Origin of the sequence: Pseudonocardia xinjiangensis, from assembly GCF_012911925.1 — a bacterium.
Lineage (GTDB): Bacteria > Actinomycetota > Actinomycetes > Mycobacteriales > Pseudonocardiaceae > Pseudonocardia > Pseudonocardia xinjiangensis.
Genome location: NZ_JAAXKY010000019.1, coordinates 1 through 17,037, shown reverse-complemented (window position 1 = coordinate 17,037; position 17,037 = coordinate 1). Strand labels below are relative to the sequence as shown.

The window sequence follows — 17,037 nt, the reverse complement described above, 5'->3', positions numbered from 1 at the left end:
CGGGGTGCGGTCAGCTACTGATCTTGTCCGGCGCCTAGCGCTGCGGCAGGTCGTCCGGGCCGAACGCATCCGGCAGGACCTCGCGCATGGGGAGGATGCCGCGGGGGGTGTCGACCAGGCAGTCCGGGCCGCCGAACTCGTAGAGGATCTGCCGGCACCGCCCGCACGGCATCAGGAGATCGCCCGCGCCCGACCGGCAGGCCACCGCGGTGAACCGGCCGCCGCCGGTCAGGCGCAGCTGCCCGGCCATGGTGCATTCCGCACAGAGGCCGAGCCCGTACGAGGCGTTCTCCACGTTGCACCCGGTGACGACCCGGCCGTCGTCGCACAGGGCGGCCGCTCCGACCTGCAGGTGCGAGTACGGGGCGTAGGCCGAACCGGCGGCGGCCACGGCGGCCGCGCGCAGGGCGTCCCAGTCGGGCTCAGTCACCTTCGCCCCGCCGGTACTCGACGCCGATGGCGGCGGGTGGTCGTAGCCGTTGCGACGCCACGGCGAGCACAAGCAGCGTGACGAGCTGCGGTGCGTACGCCGCGAACTCCCGCGGCACCGTGTCGATCGAGAAGTAGACGGCGTACACCGCCGCACCCGCGACCGCCGCGATCAGCGCCGCCCGCCACCGGCGCCGCGCCGCCCACAGCAGCGCGAGCCCGACCGCCAGGATCGTGGCCCCGTAGAGCAGGCCGTGGACGGCCTCGCCACCGGCCCGCAGCTGGACGCCGTCGACGTAGCCGAACAGCGCCGAACCGGCGAGCAGGCCACCGGGGCGCCAGTTGCCGAAGATCATGGCGGCGAGCCCGATGTACCCGCGGCCGCCGGTCTGGCCCTCCAGATAGCCCAGCTGGCCGGGGTTGAGCGTGAGCGCCGCCCCGCCGAGCCCGGCGAGCGCGCCGGAGGTGACCACCGCGATGTACTTGTAGGTGGCCACCTTCACGCCGAGCGACTCGGCGGCCACCGGGTTCTCCCCGCACGACCGCAGCCGCAGTCCGAAGCGGGTGTGCCACAGCACCACGTAGCTGATCGGGACGAGCGCGAACCCGATGATGACGAGCGGCGTGAGCCCGCTGACCAGGCCGCCGAGCAGCCCCGCCACGTCGGAGAGCAGCACCCGCTGCTGGGACTCGACGGACGCCAGCCCGTCGGCCACCGGTTGCACGGAGAACGTCTCGAACGCCTCGACCCGTGGGGACTGGCGCGGGTTCTGCGAGATCGGCTCGAACAGCAGCGTCGAGAGGTACTTCGTGACGCCCATGCCGAGCAGCGTGATCGCGACACCGGACACGATGTGGTTGACGTTGAACGTGACGGTGGCGACGGCGTGCAGGAGCCCGCCGAGCGCCCCGAACACGATGCCGCCCGCGACCGCGGCCCACGGCCCCCACTGGTAGCCGGCCCACGCCGCGCCCCAGGTGCCGAGGATCATCATGCCCTCGAGACCGATGTTGATGATTCCCGAGCGCTCGCTCCACAGTCCGCCGAGCCCGGCGAACAGGATGGGGAGCAGCAGCAGCACCGCCGCCTGCGTGGTGCCCCGCGAGGTGAGCTGGTACTGGCCGGTCAGGGTGGCCGTGACCGAGAGGATCACGACTCCGACCACCACGACGGTCAGCACGCGCGCCCAGGCCGGGACCCGTCGCCTGCCCGGTGAGGGCGACGGCGGCGACGTCACCGGCGCGGTGCGGAGCGTCGTCATGACGCCACCTTCTCGGCCGCCTTCTCAGCAGCCGCGGTGTCCCGTAGCTGCGCGGCGACCCTGCGCTGCTCGGCCGCCAGCTCGTAGCGCCGGACGATCTCGTAGGCGATGACCACGGACAGCACCACCGATCCCTGCATGATCAGCACGATCTCCCGGGGCACCCCGACGTTGTCCAGCGCGAGCGCGGACTTGTCCAGGAACGCCCACAGCAACGCCCCGAGCGCGATGCCCAGCGGATGGTTGCGGCCCAGCAGGGCGACCGCGATCCCGGTGAAGCCGTAGCCCTGCGGCGAGGTGAGCGTGTACGCGAAGTCGCGCCCCAGCAGCTCTGGCAGCCCGACGAGCCCGGCCACCGCACCGGAGAGCACCAGCGCGATGATCACCATCCGGCGGGCGTCGACCCCACCCGCCGTGGCGGCCGTCGGCGACTCCCCCGACGCCTTCAGCTCGAACCCGAACCGCGTGCGGTTGAGCAGGAACCAGTAGCCCAGCCCGAGCAGCGCGGCCACGCCGACCATCCCGAACAGCGTGCCGCCGGAGCCGAAGGAGATGCCCGGGAACTGCCCGCTCGGCTCGATCGGGGCGGTGGAGATGTTGTTGCCCTGGAGCACCCCGAACGAGTCGGGCTTGATGAGGAACGCGATCAGGCCGGTCGCGATGAAGTTCAGCATGATCGTCGAGATGACCTCGCTGACCCCGCGGTAGGCCTTGAGCAGTGCGGCGATGCCCGCCCACGCCGCACCCACCACCGCCGCGACCACGATGATCACCAGCGTGTGCACCACCGGGGGCAGCACGAGCGCACCCCCGACGATCGCGGCCACACATGCCGCCAGCCGGTACTGGCCCTCGATACCGATGTTGAACAGCTTCATCTGGAAGCCGATCGCGACGGCGAGCGCGGCGATGTAGTAGACGGCCCCGCTGTTGACGATGTCCACGGCCGTCGTGCCCTCGCCGACCTGCGTGATCATCACCCGCAGGGCGGTGAGCGGGGAGTCGCCGCTGATCAGCAGCGCGACCGCGCAGAGCAACGCGGCGAAGACGATCGCCAGTGCAGGCGGCAGCAGCACCGTCCGGATGCGTCTCATGCCACCGCTCCTCGCCCGTCGTCGGCGCCGGTCATCGCCGCACCCAGATCCTCCGGCGTGACGGTGGCGGGGTCGGCGTCGGCGACCAGCGCCCCGCGCAGCATCACCTTGATCGTGTCGGACAGCCCGATCAGCTCGTCGAGGTCCGCGCTGATCAGCAGCACTGCAAGGCCGCGCGCCCTGGCCTTGCGCAGCTCCTCCCAGATGCCCGCCTGCGCCCCGACGTCCACACCGCGGGTCGGGTGCGACGCGATGAGCAGCACCGGATCGCCCGAGAGCTCCCGGCCGACCACGAGCTTCTGCTGGTTGCCGCCCGACAGCGCGGCAGCAGGCACGTCGACGCTCGGTGTGCGGACGTCGAACTCGGCGACGATCCGCTCGGTGTCGCGCCGGGCGGCCGCCCGGTCGAGCAGGCCCAGCAGGCCGCCCCGGGACACCGGCGGCCTGCTCTGGTAGCCGAGCATGCGGTTGGCCCACAGCGGCTGGCTGGCCAGGATGCCGTGGCGCGTGCGGTCCTCCGGCACGTAGCCGATCCCGGCCTCGCGCCGCTCCAGCGTGCTGGCGTGGCTGAGGTCCGTCCCGGCGAGCACGACCGTGCCTGCGCTCGCCCGGCGGATACCCATGATCGTCTCGACGAGCTCGGTCTGGCCGTTGCCCTCGACACCCGCGATGCCCAGCACCTCACCGGCGTGCACCACCAGGTCGATCCCCGCGAGCAGGGGACGCGCACCGGACTCCGCCTGCAGCTCCAGCCCCTCGACGCGCAACACCTCGCGGTCGGTCACCGTCGAGTCGCGGGTCTCGGGGCTCGGGAGCTCGCTGCCGACCATCATCTCGGCGAGCTGCCTGCTGGTCACCGAGGCCGGGTCGGCCGTGCCCACCGACATGCCCCGGCGGATGACCGTGATCGAGTCGGCGATGGCGCGCACCTCGTCGAGCTTGTGGGAGATGAACAGGAACGTGAAACCGTCGGCGCGCATCGTGCGCAGGGTGTCGAACAGCTCGTCGACCTCCTGTGGCACCAGCACCGCGGTGGGCTCGTCGAGGATCACCGTGCGGGCACCGCGGTAGAGCACCTTGATGATCTCGACGCGCTGCCGGTCGGCCACCCCGAGTCGCTCCACCAGCGCGCGAGGGTCGACCTCGAGCCCCACGGTGGCGGCCAGCTCGGCAATCCGGCGCCGGGCCGCACCGCCGATTCCCAGCATCGCCTCGGCCCCGAGCAGGATGTTCTCCGCGACGGTCAGGTTGTCGGCGAGCATGAAGTGCTGGTGGACCATGCCGATCCCGGCGCGGATCGCGTCGGACGGGGAACGGAACCGGACCACGTGCCCGTCCACCGAGATCGTGCCCTCGTCGGGCTGCTGCATCCCGTAGAGGATCTTCATCAGCGTCGACTTGCCGGCGCCGTTCTCACCACAGAGGGCGTGCACCTCACCGCGGCGGACCGCGAGATGGATGTCGTCGTTGGCGACCACGCCGGGGAAGCGCTTGGTGATGCCGGTGAGCTCGACGGCGTACTCGGCCGCGCTCGTGGCCATGAGATCAGGCCTTTCGAAGGGGGACGCGGATCCGGGGGGCCGGGCCGCGCGCGGCGGCTCCCGGCCCCCCGATGGTGCCCCAGGTTCAGGACGACGACGGCGTCGAGTTGACCGTGATCGCGCCGCTGATGATGGCCGCCTTGTAGGCGTCGAGCTGGGCGGCGATGTCGTCGACCTTGCCGCCGGACGTGGCGTATCCGACCCCGTCCACCTTCAGGTCGAAGACCTTCGGCAGCGTCGTGAGGTTCCCGGCCGCGGAGGCGTTGATGTAGTCGAAGACCGCCACGTCCACCCGCTTCAGCATGGACGTGATGATCACGTCCTTCACGTCGGCCAGGCCCGGGATGTTGTACTGGTCGGAGTCGACGCCGATGGCCGACTTGCCCGCGGCCTTCACGGCCTGGAACACACCCTGACCGGACGCGCCCGCGGCGTGGTAGATCACGTCGGCGCCCCCGTCGAGCTGGCCCGTGGCCACGACCTGGCCCTTGGCCGGGTCGCTGAAGCCGGTGAAGTCACCGGCCGGGGTGAGGTAATCGACGTCCACCTGGATGTCGGGGGCCACCGCCTTCGCGCCCTGCACGTAGCCGGCCTGGAACTTCTGGATCAGCGGCTGCTCGACACCACCGACGAACCCGATCTTGCAGGTCTGCGTCTTGAGCGCGGCGGCGGCACCCACGAGGAAGGAGCCCTGCTCCTCCGCGAACACCAGCGGCGTCACGTTCGGCAGCTCGACCGAGTTGTCGTCGACGATCGCGAACTTGGTGTTCGGGCTCTCGGCGGCGACCGTCTTCAGCGCGGTGGCGTACTTGAAGCCGACCGTGATGATCGGGCTGTAGCCCTCGCTGACGAGTTGGCGCAGGCGGGTCGCCGCGGCGTCCTCGCTCTCGTTCGGAGCGGCCGTCAGCTCCTTGGTGTTCTGCTTCATCAGGCCGAGCTGGCTGATCGCCCGGTCGAGACCGGCGCCTGCGGCGTCGTTGAAGGACGCGTCGCCGCGCCCACCGATGTCGAACGCCAGACCGACCTTGAGCCCGCTCGCGTCGGCGTTCGGCAGGGGCGCCGCCGAGTTCGCGGCACCCCCCGCCGGGACCTGCGGCGCGGCGTTCTTCGCGCACGCTCCCGCGTTGGTTCCACCGCCGGCGGAGGGCTGGGTGTTCCCGGTGTCGCGGGCACAGCCCACCACCACCAGCGCGCTGGTCAGCACGGCAGCTGCCAGCACGAATCCTCGTCTGATCCGCACTGAAGAACGCCTCCTGTTTCCGGCCGTCCCGATCTCGGACGGCACGACGGAGGGACCGTAGCCGAGCGACAGATCAGTTCACACGATGGACTCCGCGGCGTGACCGAATCGTCGGCTCCGGTCGGTGACCACAGGATCACCCCGAGCAACCTCGCGCCACCCCCACCCCCGCGAGTCGCCCGTTCCCGCCGCGCGAGTCGCCCGTTTTGCGCGCCCGAGTCGCCCGCTTCTGGCGCGAGTCGCACAGAGATACGGCGAGCGCTCCGCCCCTCCGCTCCCGCGCCGACCGGCCCCGTTGATCGCGGCGAGAGTCACGAATCCGCCCTCAAAAGGGCGGACATCCGCATCTCGGACCGATCATGTCGCCGAACCGGGTCGGTGATCGCCGTGAGAACCACAGATCCGCCCTCGCAGAGGCGGATTCGCCGATCTCGGAATGATCAGGCCGGGGTGTCCGTGCTCAGCCCGGCCGCGGCCCGCCCCGCGTCCACCTCACGGGCCGACCCGATCCGCGAGCACCGGCTCATGCGTCGCGGCCGCGGCGTAATGCGTCATTGCCGAACGTGCAGCGCAACTCTGACCGCCGCCTTATCGTCCGGCCCGACCGAGCGGGGGACGGATTGCGGATTACGCGGATTCGGGCATTTCGGTCGCCGGGGCGCCCGCATCGGGTGAATGGTTTCGGCGACAGGGGGGTGCTCCTGTCACTCCGACCGTCACGGCGGTACCCGACCGTAGAGTCGCAGCGTGCGATTCCTGGGCGTGATCGCGGTGGTTGCCGCCCTTGCTGCGCCCATCACCTCCGGGCCGTCGGTCGGCTGTCCCGGTCAGCAGGTGCCTCCGCCGCCGCCGGCCCCGACCGAGGTCGTCGGGCCTGCACCGGAGCCGCTGCCCTGGCCGGCCGAGCCGGTGGGAGGTCCGCAGCTGGGTGGCTGCGGGGAGATCGGAACGGACGGCGCGCCGCAGGTGGGAGCCGCGTCGTGGGTCGTGGCCGACCTGGACTCGGGTGCCGTGCTCGCCGCCCGAGCGCCGCATGCGCGGCACCGGCCCGCGTCAACCCTCAAGGTGCTCACAGCGCTGGTCGCGCTGCGGAACCTCGACCCGGACGCGGTGGTCGGCGCCACGACGGAAGACATGCAGATCGAGGGCAGCAAGGCCGGCATCGGGGCCGGGGGCCGCTACACCGTGCGCCAACTGGTGGCCGGCCTGCTCCTCAACTCCGGCAACGACACCGCCCAGGCCTTAAGCCGCGCGGTCGGCGGCGACCCCGTCATGCTGGCCCGGATGACCGCCGTTGCCCGCGAGGTGGGTGCGCTCGACACGCTCCCGGCCACGCCATCCGGGCTCGACGGGCCAGGGATCGCGTCGTCGGCCTACGACCTCGCGGTCCTGTTCCGCGTGGCGATGCGGGACCCGCTGTTCGCCGGCACGCTCACCACGCCGTCCGTGCCCTTCCCCGGATACGGCGACCGGCCGGGGTTCGCGTTGTCGAACACCAGCAGGCTGCTGGCCCGCTATCCCGGTTCCCTCGGTGAGAAGACCGGGTTCACCGACGCCGCACGGCACACGCTCGTCGGGGCTGCCCAGCACGGCGGCCGACGCCTCGTGGTCGCGCTCATGCGTGGCGAGCAGCATCCCGAGCCGATGTGGAGACAGGCTGCGGCGCTCCTGGACTGGGGCTTCGCCCAGCCGATGGACAGAACACCGGTCGGCACCCTCGTGGACCGGGCGCCGGTGGTCGCCCCCACGGCGACGAGCGATCCTCCCCCGCCGGCCGTGGCGTCGAGCGAGCCTGTCCCGCCGAGCACCCAGCCGGAACTGCCCCTCCTGCCGATCGGGATCGCCGTCGTGGTCGGCGCAACGGTCGCCGTGGTCGCGGTGGGGCGCCGGTCCCGCAGCTGAGGCCAACGGGTTCCGGGCGACTCGCGCACGGAAAACGGGCGACTCGCGGGTCAGGAACGGGCGACTCGCGGGGGTGTGTGCTCGGCCGGGTCAGGGGAGGGGGAGGACCAGGGCGGCCAGGAGGCGGTCGAGCTCGGCCTCCGGGTCGGTGGTGAGGCCGGTGTGCACGGGGCCCGCCTGCACGATCGTGCTGCGCGGAGCGGTGAGACGCCGGAACCGGCGGCCCCGGTCCTCCTCCCCCGCAGGTCCCGCGTAGCGGGCCGCCTCGGTGTGGCCGTCGCCGCACAGCGCCGCCACCGCGTCGAGGGCGCGGGCGATCACCGCGCCGTCGGCGGCGGGGTCGAGCACGCACAGTCGCTGCGGGTCGAGGTGCACCCGCGCCCCGAGGTAGTCCAGCGGACGGCAGTACAGCAGCACGCCCGCGTTGAACGACTCCCCGCGCTCGATCCGCGGCACCACCCGCAGCACCGCGTACTCGAAGGCGTGGCGCCCCGTCATGCCCGGCCCTGCCCCTGCGTCACCCAGAACGGGGGCTTCGGTCCGCGGGTGGCCGGGGGCTCGCCGTGGCCGTCCCGGCGGGCGTCGACCGCGGCCCGCACACCCGGGAGCCACGCCTCGCGCGCGTCCCGCCGGGCGAGGAGCGCAGCGACGAAGGCCGCGCGGACGTCGTCGGGACCGGCGAAGCCGGGTTCGTCGGCGAGCCACTGGGCGGGCACGGCGTCGACCGCGGCGCGCAGCAGGTCCGCGGTGACCCTCGGCGCGAGCACGGCGTCGGCCGCGTCGAGGTCGGGCGCGGAGCCGAGGAGCACGTGGTCGGCGGCGTCGTACGGCCTGCGCACCCACCCCTGCGCACCCGACCAGGCGTGCTGGAACGTCAGCGTGGCCCCGTGGTCGATCAGGTAGGGCGCGCCGTGCCAGAACAGCATGTTGACGTTGCGCCACGAGCGGTCGACGTTGCCGACGAGCGCGTCGAACCACAGCACCTGCCCCGCGAGCTCCGGGCCGAGGGCGAAGGCGGTGGGGTCGAGGTCGAGCGCGCCCGGCAGGAAGTCCATGCCGAGGTTCAGCCCCGGGCTCGCCCGCAGCAGCTCCTGCACCTCCTGGTCCGGCTCGGAGGCGCCCAGGGCCGGGTCGAGCTCGACGGTGACCAGCTCCGGGACGGGCAGGCCCAGCCCGCGGGCGAGCTCCCCGGAGACGATCTCCGCCACGAGGACCTTGCGGCCCTGCCCGGCCCCGTGGAACTTGACGACGTACGTGCCGAGGTCGTCGGCCTCCATCAGGCCGGGAAGCGACCCGCCTTCGCGCAGCGGCGTGACGTACCGGATGGCCGTGACGTGCCGCAGCATCCGCTCACCCCCTGCTCCGAGACCCGGGTCGCCGTCGGCGCCATCCTCGCACCCCGCCGCGCGCGCTTCCTGGCGCGTCGTCACGCCGCGTTAACGAACGAGATCTACGGTCCCTCCCAGGATGACGAAAGGCGGCCGCATGACCGACGCGCAAGCCATCGGCGGGAAGAGCCCGGTCGACGAGGTGCCACCAGCGGGACGGCTCCTGGTGCTCGGCGTGCAGCACGTGCTCGTGATGTACGCCGGGTGCGTCGCCGTCCCGTTGATCGTCGGCAGTGCGCTGAACCTGGACACCCGCACCATCGGGCTGCTGGTGAACGCCGACCTCGTCGTCGCCGGCATCATCACGCTGATCCAGACCCTGGGCATCGGGAAGATCCTCGGGGTGCGGCTGCCGATCGTCACCGGCGCCACGTTCACGGCCGTCACCCCGATGATCCTGATCGGACAGAACTTCGGCCTGGTCGGCATCTACGGCTCGATGATCGTCTCGGGGATCTTCGGGTTGCTGATCGCGGTGCCGTTCTCGCGGATCATCCGGTTCTTCCCGCCCGTCGTGACGGGCAGCGTGATCACGATCATCGGGCTCTCGTTGATCTCGGCGGCGGCCGGCCTGATCGCGGGGAGCGACTCGACGGCCCCGGACTACGGCGCCGTTCCCGGGCTCGCGCTCGCCGGGGGGATCGTGCTGCTCATCGTCCTGATCACGCGGTTCGTGCGGGGCTTCATCGGCCAGATCGCGGTGCTCACCGGGCTCGTCGTCGGTGCGCTCGTGGCGATCCCGATGGGGCTCACCGACTTCTCCGGGGTCGCCACCGCGCCCTGGTTCGGGGTGTCCACGCCGTTCCTGTTCGGGGCGCCGCAGTTCCCGCTCGCCGGCGTGATCTCGATGTGCGTGGTGATGCTGGTGATCTTCGCCGAGTCGACGGCCGACATGCTCGCCGTCAGCGAGACGATCGGCGAGCCCCTCACACCGGCCCGGATCGCGCGCGGGCTCGCCGCCGACGGCTTCTCCGGCGTGCTCGGGGGCGTGCTGAACTCGTTCCCGGACACGATCTTCGCCCAGAACGTCGGGCTGGTGCAGCTCACCGGTGTGCGGAGCCGGTTCGTCCCCGCGGTGGCCGGCGCGATCCTCCTGCTGCTGGGCCTGGTGCCCAAGTTCGGGGAGGTGGTGGCCTCGCTCCCCGGACCGGTGGTGGGCGGCGCCGGCCTGATCATGTTCGCCACGGTGACCGCCGTCGGCATCCGGACCCTGCACAAGGTCCGCTTCGACGGCACGAACAACCTGATGATCGTCGCGGTCTCGATCGGGATCGGGATGCTCCCGGTGGTGGCACCCTCGTTCTACGAGAAGCTGCCGGCGACGTTCGGGATCATCGTCGGTTCCTCGATCACCTCGTGCGTGATCGTGGCCTTCCTGCTGAACCTGCTGTTCAACCACCTGCCGTGGGGACGGCCGCCGGGCGACCCGTCGCTCGCCGACGTCGGCTCGGCGGCCGCGACCCGACACGTGGTGGATCCGCGGACCGACGGCTGATCAGCCGGCCCGGTGCGGCAGCAGGGTGGCTACCGCCGTCGGCACGCCCCGACGCAGGATCCCGCGCCAGTCCGAGTCGCCGCGGATCACCGCGGTGGCGGTGTGTCGGGCCTGCTCCAGGGTGAACTGCGGCGGGATCATCAGCTCGGCCGGATCGACGACCGCGTCGATCACGGTCGGGCGGTCGGCGGCGAGCGCGGTGTCCCATGCCGCGCCGACGTGCGCCGGATCGTCGACGCGAATCCCGTGGAGCCCCAGCGTGCGGCCCCATGCCGCGTAGTCGACGTCGGGCAGCAGCTGGCTGTCGTCGAACTTCGGCGTGCCCTCCTCGGCGCGCTGCTCCCAGCTGACGAACGACAGGTCGCGGTTGTTGAGCACGAGCAGCACGAACCGCGGATCCGCCCACTCCCGCCAGTACTTCGAGACCGTGATCAGCTCGTTGACCCCGTTCATCTGCATGGCCCCGTCGCCGAGCAGGGCGAACAGCGGGCGGTCCGGGTGGGCGAACTTCGCGGCGATCCCGTACGGCAGGCCACCCCCCATCGACAGGAGCGTGCCCGACAGGCTGGCGAGCATCCCCGGGCGCAGGTGCAGATGCCGGGCGAACCACGCGGTGACGGTGCCGCAGTCCACGGCGAGCATCGCGTCGGCGGGCAGCCGCTCGTCGAGCTCGGCGAGCACGAGCTGCGGGTTGACGGGGTCGGCCTTCTGCTCGGCCACCTTGCGCTGCGCCGTCCGCCACGCCGCGGTGCGCGTGGCGATGTCGTCGCGCCACTCGGTGGGCGGCGTGTGGCCGGCGAGCAGGTCGAGCAGCGCACGCAGGGTGGGCGCGGCGTCACCGGCCAGGTTGACCTCGGTGGGGTAGCGCAGGCCCAGCTGGGCGCCGTCGATGTCGATCTGCACCGCGGGCCGGCCCTCCGAAGGGTAGAACTCGCCGTAGGGCATGTTCGACCCGACGATCAGCAGCCGGTCACACTCCTTCATCAGATACCAGCTCGGCCCCGTGCCGAGCAGGCCGATCGAGCCGGTGACCCAGGGCTCACGCTGGTCCACCACGGGCATCGCGAGCAGCGCCGTGGCCACGCCGGCCCCCAGCCGCTCGGCGATCGCGGCGACCTCGGCCTCGGCGCCGTACGCGCCCTGGCCGACGAGCATCGCGACCTTCTCGCCGCCGCGCAGCAGCTCGGCGGCGGCACGCAGGTCGGCCTCCGGCGGGACGGTGACCCGGGTGCTCGGCGCGTTCGAGGTGGCGAAGTGGGCGTGGCTGTGCGGCGGGTCGAGGACGGCCTTCTCGTCCTGGATGTCGTTCGGCAGGACCAGCACCGACACGGTGCGGTGGGCGAGCGCCGTGCGGCAGGCCCGGTCGACCAGGTGGCGGACCTGGTTGGGGTCGTCGAGCTGGGCGAGGAAGCCCGCGACGTCCTTGTAGAGCGCCAGGAGGTCGATCTCCTGGTAGTAGCCGCCGCCCTGAGCGGTGAGAGCGGTCTGCCCGACGAGCGCGACGACGGGCTGGTGGTCGAGCTTGGCGTCGTACAGGCCGTTGAGCAGGTGGACGGCCCCCGGCCCCGACGTCACGAGCGCCGCGCCGAGCGGCCCACCCCCGTACTTGACGTGCGCAGCGGCGGCGAAACCGGCGGTCTCCTCGTGCCGGAGCTGCACGAACCGCGTGTCGGGCCGCCGCTGGAGCGCCGAGGTCATGCCGTTGATGCCGTCGCCCGGGTAGCCGTAGTAGTGCCTGACACCCCACGACGCCAACCGGTCGACCACGTGGTCGGCGACGGTGGGGCGACGGGGTTGGGCCCCTGTGGCGGCGGTCTGCGGCGTCATGCCCCCTGGTTGCCCCCCGCGGGACTGCGCCAAAAGGTGTCTTCCGCCTCAACGGCGTGGCGCGTGGGAGGCGGGGGCGCCTGCACGTCGGGCTGCTGGTGCTGCCGGGTGCGGACGATGTGGTCGATGCTGAAGCGGCCGGGGCCGGTGGCGGTGATGGCGATGAGGCCCGCCGCGATCACGCCGACGAGCTCCCACCCGCCGTTGGCGACGAAGATGCCGTTGGGGATGTGGACGAAGATCGCCGCCCCGCTCATGATGACCAGCATCAGAGCGCACACCACCGGCGTGAGCGCTCCCGCTATCAGCAGCGCGCTGCCGACGAACTCGACCACCGTCACGAACGACGCGGAGACGATGGCGAGCGGGATGCTCAGGTTCTCGAACCCCTCGGTGGTGCGGCCGATACCGCTGATGACCATCTTCTGGTAGCCGTGGGCGAACATGACGACGCCGATGAGGATGCGTGCCAGCAGCAGTGCCACGTCGCTGGCAGGCGGGGGCAGGGGACGGTGCAACATCAAGTCCTCCGAAGCGCTGGGTGATCAATCTGATCCGGGGAGTGACCACCAGTGAACCTGACGTAGGCGGTCGAGCATCCGACGTCACACGGATGCCTCGACGGCTGGGTGGTCATGCGCGATGAGCAGCGGACATAAGGGACCGAGTGCCCATCTCGACGTTTCCGCGTCCGACCGTCGCGCAGGACGGGCCGCTCGTCATGATCTTCACCACATCGTGTCGGCGCTCGATCAGGACGAACGTCACAGTTGACGCGCTCGTCGCAGCAGGATTGCCTGCCGTCGTGGTTCTTCCTGCGGCCCCCGCCCATCCGACGACGTCCTTCTCCGCTCTCTCGCACCTCGAGTGCTCCCGTGACGGCTCCCGCCACGACGCCGACGTCGTGCAGGGCACCTCCCCGCTCGGTGCTCCCCTGCTCGCCCGCTACGACCTGCAGCGCGCGGCCGCCACCGTCACACCGGCAGAGATCGCGACCCGCCCGCCGGACCTGTGGCGCTATCACGAGCTCCTGCCCGTGCGGGATCCCGCACATGTGGTCACCCTCGGGGAAGGCATGACGCCGCTGCTCGACCTGCCCCGCCACGGCGCCCGGCTCGGCGTCCCGCGCCTGCGCATGAAGGACGAGGGACTGGTCCCCACCGGGGCGTTCAAGGCACGTGGCGCCGCCGTCGGGATCTCGCGGGCGGCGGAGCTGGGCGTCACGGGGATCGCGATGCCGACGAACGGCAATGCCGGCGCGGCATGGGCGAGCTACGCGGCACGCGCCGGGATGGGCGCGCTCATCGCGATGCCCGTCGACGCGCCCGTGATCACCCGCCGCGAGTGCGTGGTGGCCGGTGCCGAGCTGTACCTGGTGGACGGGCTGATCGGCGACGCCGGTCGGTTGATCGCTGCGGCGGTGGCCGGGCGCGACGGGTACCAGGACACGTCCACCCTGCGCGAGCCCTACCGCATCGAGGGCAAGAAGACGATGGGCTACGAGATCGTCGAGCAGCTCGGCTGGCGGGCACCTGATGTCATCCTCTACCCGACCGGCGGCGGCGTCGGGATCATCGCGATCCACAAGGCGCTGCTGGAGCTGCGCGAGCTGGGATGGCTGACCGGCGACCTGCCGAGGCTCGTCGCGGTGCAGGCGACGGGATGTGCGCCGATCGTCGACGCGTTCCACGCCGGACGCACCGAGAGCACGGCCCCCGTCGACGCGCACACCGTCGCGTTCGGCATCACCGTGCCGAAGGCGCTGGGTGACTTCCTCGTGCTCGACGCGGTGCGGTCCACCGGCGGTACCGCGGTGGCGGTCACCGACGAGGACCTGCTCGCCGCGCAGGCTGCGCTCGCCCGCGACGAGGGCACCTGGGTGTGCCCCGAAGGAGCGGCGTGCTTCGCGGCGGTGGGGCAGCTGCGGGAGTCCGGCTGGCTCGACGGCAGCGAGGACGTCGTCGTGCTCAACACCGGGACCGGGCTTATCTACCCGGACACGGTGGCGGTCGACGTGCCCACCCTGGCGAAGGACGGTGTCATCCCCGGCTGACGTCCGGCGTCGATCCCCTGTGGAGCACTCGCCATGACAGCCGTGAGTCCACCCGGCTACGGTGCGGTGGAGGCACGGCACGAGGAGGACCACGGGCATGGCTGGACCGCTCACACTGGCAATCGACGTCGGCGGCTCGGGGCTCAAAGCCACCGTGCTGTCGCCGGAGGGCGAGATGATGTCCGAGCGCGAGCGTCGCGAGACGCCGTACCCGTGCACTCCACCGGTGCTGCTCGACGAGCTGACGACACTCGCCGGCACCCAGCCCGCCTACGACCGCGTCTCGGTCGGCTTCCCCGGGGCGATCCGCCGAGGCCGGGTCCGCGAGGTCCCCGCCTTCTCCCGCCACGGGCCCGGTCAGCAGCCCGACCCTGAGCTGGTGTCGCAGTGGACCGGCTTCGAGCTGGAGACGGCGCTCGAACAGCGGTTCGGGAAGCCGACGCGGGTGGCGAACGACGCCGACGTGCAGGGCTGCGCCGTCATCTCCGGCCACGGCATGGAGCTGGTGATCACACTCGGCACCGGCGTCGGGTGCGCGGTGTTCTTCGACGGCATGCTGCTGCCGCACATGGAGCTCTCGCACGGGCGCTTCGGGCACGGCCACTCCATCGAGGTGGCCTGCGGCGACAACGAACGGCACAAGGTCGGCAAGGAGCACTGGCGCGAGAGGGTGATGGACGCCCTCGAAGCGCTGGAGGCGATGGTGCTGCCCGACCACGTCTACGTCGGCGGCGGCAACGCCAAGCGGCTCGATGCGGACAAGCTCGGACCGAACCGGACACTCGTGCCGAACATCTCCGGCCTGCTCGGGGGCATCGCATTGTGGGACCGCAGCATCGGCGCCCAGGAGAGTGTCCCCACCCCCGCCAAGTCCTGATACGCGGCAGGATGGCGGACGTGCCCGCAATCGACATCACCTCCACCGCCGAGTGGTCCGCGCTGGCCGAGCACCACGAGGCCGTGGCCGGGTTGCATCTGCGTGAGCTGTTCGACGCCGACCCCGACCGCCCCGCCGCCATGACGGCAGCAGGCGCCGACCTCGTCCTCGACTACTCCAAGCACCGCATCACGCGCGACACGGTGCCGCTGCTCACCGCGCTCGCCCGCGCCGCCGGCCTGCCGGAGCGCACCGAGGCCATGTTCTCGGGCAAGCACATCAACACCAGCGAGGACAGGGCGGTGCTGCACACCGCACTGCGGCTGCCGCGCGACGCCACCCTGCAGGTCGACGGCCAGGACGTGGTGGCCGACGTGCACGCGGTGCTCGACCGGATGGGCAGCTTCAGCGACGCCGTGCGCTCCGGGAAGTGGACCGGCCACACCGGCGAGCGGATCCGCGCCGTCGTCAACATCGGGATCGGCGGTTCCGACCTCGGACCCGTGATGGCCTACGAGGCCCTGAAGGCCTACGCCGACCGCGACCTGACGATGCGGTTCGTCTCCAACATCGACCCGACCGACATCACCGAGGCCACCCGCGACCTCGATCCGGCCACCACGCTGTTCATCGTCTCGTCCAAGACCTTCACCACGCTGGAGACGCTGACCAACGCCCAGGTCGCACGCCGTTGGCTGCTGGCGGGGCTGGGTGGCGACGAGTCGGCCGTGGCCAAGCACTTCGTGGCGGTCTCCACGAACGCGAAGGAGGTGAGCGCCTTCGGCATCGACGAGGACAACATGTTCGGGTTCTGGGACTGGGTCGGCGGGCGCTACTCCGTCGACTCCGCGATCGGGCTCTCGCTCATGGTCGCGATCGGCAAGGAGCAGTTCGGGGAGTTCCTCGCCGGCATGCACGCGATCGACGAGCACTTCCGCACCGCGCCGCTGGAGGAGAACCTGCCGGTCATCGCGGGGCTGCTCAACGTCTGGTACGTCAACTTCTTCGACACCCAGACCCACGCCGTCCTCCCCTACAGCCAGTACCTGCACCGGCTGCCCGCCTACCTCCAGCAGCTCACGATGGAGAGCAACGGCAAGTCGGTGCGCGGCGACGGCAGCCCCGTCACCACCACCACCGGCGAGATCTTCTGGGGCGAGCCGGGCACCAACGGCCAGCACGCCTTCTACCAGCTGCTGCACCAGGGCAAGCGGCTCGTCCCCGCCGACTTCATCGGGTTCGCCGAGCCCAACCACGACGTGTCGGTGCCCGACGGTGGCACGAGCGGCGACATGCACGACCTGTTCATGTCCAACCTGTTCGCCCAGACCTCTGCGCTCGCGTTCGGCAAGACCGCCGAGGAGATCGCGGCCGAGGGCACGCCTGCCGAGATCGTTCCGCACAAGGTGATGCCGGGGAACCGGCCGTCGTCCGCGATCCTTGCGAGGAAGCTGACCCCGTCGGTACTCGGTCAGCTGATCGCCTTCTACGAGCACATGACGTTCGTCGAGGGCACGATCTGGGGCATCGACTCGTTCGACCAGTGGGGTGTGGAGCTGGGCAAGGTCCTGGCTCGGCAGCTGGGACCGGTGCTCTCCGACCCGGAGGCGCACACCGGCGGCCTCGACGCCTCGACCGCGGCGCTGGTGCGCCGGTACCGGGAGTGGCGCGGCCGCTCGATGTGAGGCCTGGTCGACCGGAGGGCGTCCGGCCCGGCGGGCCGGATGCCACCACGGCGACCAGGATGGAGCGATGAGGCACGTGCAGGACGAGGACGGCGGCGACGGCACGGCCGGCCGCACGGCTCCGGCCGGGGGCCGGGCGGCCAGGGGCGACGTGGTGCCCGGCAACGCGCAGCGCGTCGACCGCGCCGCGCCGGCGGGTCGCGCCGCCCCCGTACCGATCGACCTGGCGGCGCCCGCCGGACTC

The 17,037-nt window shown here is 71.7% G+C and carries 14 protein-coding genes; 5 read left to right on the top strand and 9 right to left on the bottom strand.

The window, feature by feature from the left end:
• Positions 1–34: 34 nt before the first annotated feature.
• The 5 genes from HF577_RS08630 to HF577_RS08610 all read right to left on the bottom strand — a co-directional run bounded on the left by HF577_RS08630 (position 35) and on the right by HF577_RS08610 (position 5,545).
• Positions 35–430, bottom strand: a complete 396-nt coding sequence (locus HF577_RS08630) for a cytidine deaminase (protein WP_169395229.1) — start codon at positions 428–430, stop codon at positions 35–37.
• Complete coding sequence (locus tag HF577_RS08625; RefSeq protein ID WP_169395228.1) at positions 423–1,691, bottom strand: ABC transporter permease; 1,269 nt, start codon at positions 1,689–1,691, stop codon at positions 423–425. Before HF577_RS08625 ends, HF577_RS08630 begins: the two co-directional genes overlap by 8 nt.
• The gene (locus HF577_RS08620) at positions 1,688–2,785 is read right to left on the bottom strand and encodes an ABC transporter permease (protein WP_169395227.1); all 1,098 of its coding nucleotides are present in this window, start codon (positions 2,783–2,785) and stop codon (positions 1,688–1,690) included. The genes HF577_RS08625 and HF577_RS08620 overlap by 4 nt, the downstream gene beginning before the upstream one ends.
• Positions 2,782–4,326 (bottom strand): ABC transporter ATP-binding protein, encoded by a 1,545-nt coding sequence (locus HF577_RS08615; protein WP_169395226.1) that lies wholly within the window; start codon positions 4,324–4,326, stop codon positions 2,782–2,784. The genes HF577_RS08620 and HF577_RS08615 overlap by 4 nt, the downstream gene beginning before the upstream one ends.
• Before the next feature lie 85 nt (positions 4,327–4,411).
• Positions 4,412–5,545, bottom strand: coding sequence for a BMP family lipoprotein (locus HF577_RS08610; protein ID WP_312859019.1), 1,134 nt, complete (start codon positions 5,543–5,545; stop codon positions 4,412–4,414).
• Positions 5,546–6,313: 768 nt separating this feature from the next.
• Here HF577_RS08610 and HF577_RS08605 point away from each other — a divergent pair.
• A complete protein-coding gene (locus HF577_RS08605) occupies positions 6,314–7,468 on the top strand; it encodes a D-alanyl-D-alanine carboxypeptidase family protein (protein ID WP_169395224.1) in 1,155 nt (384 codons plus the stop codon).
• A 90-nt stretch (positions 7,469–7,558) separates the two neighbouring features.
• On the opposite strand, the gene HF577_RS08600 is transcribed toward HF577_RS08605, so the two are convergent.
• Both HF577_RS08600 and HF577_RS08595 read right to left on the bottom strand, forming a co-directional pair.
• On the bottom strand, positions 7,559–7,966 hold the full coding sequence (locus HF577_RS08600; protein ID WP_169395223.1) for a DUF3037 domain-containing protein: 408 nt from the start codon (positions 7,964–7,966) through the stop codon (positions 7,559–7,561).
• Entirely contained in the window at positions 7,963–8,898 is a 936-nt protein-coding gene (locus tag HF577_RS08595; RefSeq protein WP_312859018.1) for a HipA family kinase, read from the bottom strand. Before HF577_RS08595 ends, HF577_RS08600 begins: the two co-directional genes overlap by 4 nt.
• Before the next feature lie 55 nt (positions 8,899–8,953).
• Here HF577_RS08595 and HF577_RS08590 point away from each other — a divergent pair, with 55 nt between their 5' ends.
• The gene (locus HF577_RS08590) at positions 8,954–10,351 is read left to right on the top strand and encodes a nucleobase:cation symporter-2 family protein (RefSeq protein ID WP_169395222.1); all 1,398 of its coding nucleotides are present in this window, start codon (positions 8,954–8,956) and stop codon (positions 10,349–10,351) included.
• Here the strand turns inward: HF577_RS08590 and HF577_RS08585 are convergent, their stop codons facing one another.
• The gene (locus HF577_RS08585; protein ID WP_169395221.1) at positions 10,352–12,178 is read right to left on the bottom strand and encodes a thiamine pyrophosphate-requiring protein; all 1,827 of its coding nucleotides are present in this window, start codon (positions 12,176–12,178) and stop codon (positions 10,352–10,354) included. It lies immediately after the preceding gene.
• Positions 12,175–12,699, bottom strand: a complete 525-nt coding sequence (locus tag HF577_RS08580; protein ID WP_169395220.1) for a DoxX family protein — start codon at positions 12,697–12,699, stop codon at positions 12,175–12,177. The genes HF577_RS08585 and HF577_RS08580 overlap by 4 nt, the downstream gene beginning before the upstream one ends.
• 284 nt (positions 12,700–12,983) lie before the next feature.
• Between HF577_RS08580 and HF577_RS08575 the strand changes: the two genes are divergently transcribed.
• The 3 genes from HF577_RS08575 (at position 12,984) to pgi (ending at position 16,793) form a co-directional block, all read left to right on the top strand.
• Positions 12,984–14,231 (top strand): threonine synthase, encoded by a 1,248-nt coding sequence (locus HF577_RS08575; protein WP_312859017.1) that lies wholly within the window; start codon positions 12,984–12,986, stop codon positions 14,229–14,231.
• 97 nt (positions 14,232–14,328) lie between these two features.
• Positions 14,329–15,108 carry an ROK family protein gene (locus HF577_RS08570; RefSeq protein WP_169395219.1) on the top strand — a complete coding sequence of 260 codons (780 nt, stop codon included), beginning with the start codon at positions 14,329–14,331 and terminating at the stop codon, positions 15,106–15,108.
• Between the two features lie 11 nt (positions 15,109–15,119).
• On the top strand, positions 15,120–16,793 hold the full coding sequence (pgi, locus tag HF577_RS08565; RefSeq protein ID WP_169395218.1) for a glucose-6-phosphate isomerase: 1,674 nt from the start codon (positions 15,120–15,122) through the stop codon (positions 16,791–16,793).
• Positions 16,794–17,037: the final 244 nt, after the last annotated feature.